The 3,879-nt window shown below is 69.9% G+C and carries 4 protein-coding genes; all 4 read right to left on the bottom strand.

All coding sequences use genetic code 11. From position 1 onward, the window contains the following. A partial coding sequence (locus Q0L15_RS20300) for a hypothetical protein (RefSeq protein ID WP_296606461.1) occupies window positions 1–301 on the bottom strand: 301 nt, incomplete at its 3' end. Beyond that, window positions 285–1,112, bottom strand: coding sequence for an SPFH domain-containing protein (locus Q0L15_RS20295; protein ID WP_296606460.1), 828 nt, complete (start codon window positions 1,110–1,112; stop codon window positions 285–287). The genes Q0L15_RS20300 and Q0L15_RS20295, both read right to left, overlap by 17 nt. Beyond that, window positions 1,106–1,765, bottom strand: a complete 660-nt coding sequence (locus Q0L15_RS20290; RefSeq protein WP_296606458.1) for a hypothetical protein — start codon at window positions 1,763–1,765, stop codon at window positions 1,106–1,108. Before Q0L15_RS20290 ends, Q0L15_RS20295 begins: the two co-directional genes overlap by 7 nt. Continuing rightward, the coding region (locus Q0L15_RS20285; RefSeq protein WP_366939622.1) for a cbb3-type cytochrome c oxidase subunit I at window positions 1,762–3,879 on the bottom strand (2,118 nt) is incomplete at its 5' end. The genes Q0L15_RS20290 and Q0L15_RS20285, both read right to left, overlap by 4 nt.

The following is a 3,879-nucleotide window of genomic DNA, read 5'->3' as shown; positions in this document are numbered from 1 at the left end:
CGGACGGGCCGTCCTCGCCGCGGCGGCGGTCGATGATCGTGTAGCCGCCCATGAGCGCCATGGCGACACCCACCGCGCCGGCGAGGAAGCCGAGCAGGAGCCAGAGCTGGATCGGGTCCATGCCGTCGCCGTCGCCCTCCCCGATCATCGAGCCGATCAGGAACCCGAACAGCGGGCCGAGCGCGGCCAGCACGGTCCCGCCGATCACCAGCCACCAGCCCGGCGGCATCGGCTCGAGGACGACCGGGCGGCCGGCCCTGAGGTCGGGCGTGCTCTCGTGCAGCTCAGGATCGCTGGTCATCGGGGGTCCTTTCCGCGGGTGCGTGGCCGTTCACCAGGCCGCGGACGGCGCTGGCGGGGTTGGACCGGACCGTGTCGAGGAACGGCCCGATGATGTCGACGGGCAGCGGGAACACGACGGTGGAGTTCTGGTCGGCCCCGAGCTCGAGGAGCGTCTGGAGGTAGCGCAGCTGGAGGCTGGCGGGCGCCTCGCTCAGCGTCTTGGCGGCGTCGCGCAGCTCGGCCGAGGCCTGCAGCTCACCGCGCGCGCTGATGACCTTGGCGCGCCGCTCGCGCTCGGCCTCCGCCTCGCGGGCCATCGCCCGCTGCATGGCCTCGGGGATCTCGACGTCCTTGATCTCCACGACCGCGACCTCGACGCCCCATGGCTCGGTCTGTGCCGCGATCGACGCCGCGAGGTCCTCGTTGAGGTCGGCGCGGTGGGCGAGCAGCGTGTCGAGGTCGGCCCGGCCGACGACCGACCGCAACGTGGTCTGGGCGATCTGGGAGGTCGCGACCGCGTGGTTCTCGACCGCCATCACCGAGCTGACCGCGTCGGTGACGCGGAAGAGCACGACCGCGTTGACCCGCGCGGGGACGTTGTCGCGGGTGATGACCTCCTGCGGCGGGATCGTCAAGGTGACCACACGCATGTCGACGCGGATCAGCTTGTCGAGACCGGGCAGGACCAACGTCACGCCGGGGCCGAGGAGCTCACGCAGCCGCCCGAGCCGGAACGCCACGCCCCGCTCGTACTCCTTGAGCACCCGGACCGAGGACCCGAGGAGCACGACCAGGGCGATCACCGCCACCGTCACGAGATAGGTCACCATGCGACACCTCCGTCCTGCTCCCGGCGCGCTGAAGTGAACCGGGAGCGCCGCTGTCGGGCCGCGGTGGCGGTCAGCGCCCGCTCGGCCATGGTCTCGTCCAGCGAGCGGTGCACCATGCCCTCGGGCAGCACGACGGTGGAGCGGCGCAGGTGCGACCAGAGCGGCCAGCTCAGCACGAGGGCGCCGAGGAGCGCGGTCGTGAGGACCGCACTGGCGGCCGGCCCCGGCGCCGCGAGGAGGGCGCCGACCGGCCAGATCAGCCCCATCAGCACGACGGCGCACGCGATGCCGCGGTGGAACCGCGCCGCCTCCGAGGCCGGCCAGACGTCGACCGCCCGCTGGATCTCGCGGCCCGAGTGGGACGGCGTACAGGTCTCCTTGACGGGGCAGGCGTTGCAGATCGACGGGCTGCCGCGGTAGCGCATCACCCGGTGGTCGGGGTCGAAGGACTGCGGCCACAGCCACTGGTCCTCGGGACACTGCCAGGCGTCATGGTCCTCGTGGTAGGTGAACCCGAAGGTCACACCCCCTTCGGCCGCGGCCCCGGCGCGCCGGGCCAGACGGTCGATGACGTAGGCCATCGCCACGAGCGCCAGGCAGTAGCCGGCGGCGAACCAGGTGTCGAAGCCGACCTCGGACAGTGAGGCGGTCACCGGGGGCTCCCGTCGTCGGGGTCGTCGACGACGACGTCGGTACGCCGGTCCGAGGCGTAGCGCGACCGCGGGACGAGCTCGCCCGTGCGGTCCTCACGCGCCTCGGGGTGCTCCTCGACGAACAGCGTCTCGGGCTCCATCACGGTCGCGGTCGCCTTGATGCCGTAGCGGACGCCGAGGAAGGCGATCCACAAGAACGGCAGGATGCCGGGCACCAGGAACAGCACGTCGCCGGGCATCCGCATCCACTCGAGGAAGGCGTTGCCGGGCCGGGTGATGTAGCCGAGCTCGCGGGCCTCGAAGTAGCCGTCGTTGACGGAGTGCCACAGCTGGAGGACGCCCAGCGGCAGCAGGGTCACGAACACCATCCATGCGAGGCCGATGTTGAGCGACCAGAACGACAGCTTGGCCAGCCGGTCGGGCCACCGGTGCGCCGGGATGATGTAGCGCAGTGCGAAGAGGGACAGCCCGACGCCCATCATCCCGTAGACGCCCATCATCGCGCCGTGTGCATGGTTGGCCGTCAGGGCCGTGCCGATCTGGTAGTACGACACGATCGGCAGGTTGATGAGGAAGCCGAAGACGCCGGCGCCGATGAAGTTCCAGAAGCCCACCGCCACCAGGAACATCACCGCCCAGCGGTGGGGGAACGGCGCGCTGCTGCGGGTCTGCTGGCGCGAGCCGAGCTGGAGGAACGTCCAGGCCTCGACGGTGAGGAACGTCAACGGGATGACCTCGAGGGCCGAGAAGAACGCGCCCAGCGCCATGTGCTCCACCGGCGTGCCCGAGAAGTAGAGGTGGTGCATGGTGCCGATGACGCCGCCGGCGGAGTAGAGGATCACGTCGAGGAAGATGATCTGGATCGCGATCTGGCGGCGGACCACGCCGAGCATCACGAAGATGTAGGCCACCATCACGGTCGTGAACAGCTCGAGGAAGTCCTCGACCCACAGGTGCACGACCCAGAACCGCCAGAACTCCGCGACCGTCAGGTGCGAGTCGGTGCGCGCGAGCATGCCGACGGCGTAGAACGCCGGGATCGCCAGGCCGGCGTAGAAGAACAGCCACGGCATGTTGAGCTTGCTCTCGGTTTGCAGCCGCGAGCGGATCGCCCGGTAGATGATGGCGATCCAGAGGAAGAGGCCGACCACGAGCAGCAGCTGCCAGAAGCGCGGCAGGTCGAGGTACTCCCACTGCTGGTCGAAGAAGATCGAGCCCTTGGCCCAGTCGGCCCCGAAGATGCTGATCGCCTCACCGGCGAGCGAGCCCACCACGACGACGACCACGGCGGCGAGCAGACCCCACGTCAGCCAGTGCTGCCGCTTGGGCTCGCGGCCCGCGATGATCGGAGCGAGGAAGATCCCGGCGGCCAGGAACGAGGCGGCGGTCCACAACAAGGACAGCTGGAGGTGCCAGGTGCGGGCGAGGTTGAACGGCAGGATCCTGGCGAGGTCGAGCCCGAAGAAGCTGGCCAGGTCGGCACGGTAGTGCTCGACGGCAGCGCCGAGCACCGCCTGGACCAGGAACAGCGCCGCGACGGCGAAGAAGAACCACGCGGTCACGCGTTGGGACTTGGTGATCTCGACCTCGCCCGGTTGGCGGAAGGCGAGCGAGGGCTGCTCGGTGGCGTGCCAGCCGATCCGCTTGCTCCACCGCCCGTAGACGGCGAACAGCAGGCCCAGCCCCACGAGGAGCGCGATCAGCGAGAGCCCGGACCACACGATGATGTCGGCGGTCGGGCCGTTGTCGACGCGCTTCTCGGCCGGCCAGTTGTTGGTGTAGGAGTAGCTGTGTCCCGGGCGCTCGGCGGCCGAGGCCCACGCCGTCCAGGAGAAGAACGCGGTGAGCTCGTGGATCTCCTCCGGGTCGGTGATCACCTTCGGCAGCAGGCCGTGCTCGGTGCTGTCGTCGCCGAAGAACTCGGCGTAGTGGTCGCTGATCGCCTCGAACGCCGACACCTGCTCGGGCGTGTAGACCAGCGTGCCCGTCTTATCGTCGTACCTGTTCTCGCGCATCAGGTCACGCGTCGCGGCGGTCGGGTCCTGCACGCCCTCCTCGACCAGCTGGTCGTAGACGTGGTCCGACGACAGCCGCAGGTACTCGGCGGTGTAGTC

Origin of the sequence: Nocardioides sp. (assembly GCF_024509035.1) — a bacterium.
Classification (GTDB): Bacteria; Actinomycetota; Actinomycetes; order Propionibacteriales; family Nocardioidaceae; genus Nocardioides.
The sequence above is the reverse complement of the archived record's forward strand: the minus strand, read 5'-3'. Positions and strand labels throughout refer to the sequence as shown.

Coding starts and splice junctions, on each gene's coding strand:
- Q0L15_RS20295 (WP_296606460.1), bottom strand. CDS start 1,112: ATGGTGACCTATCTCGTGACGGTGGCGGTGATCGCCCTGGTCGTGCTC.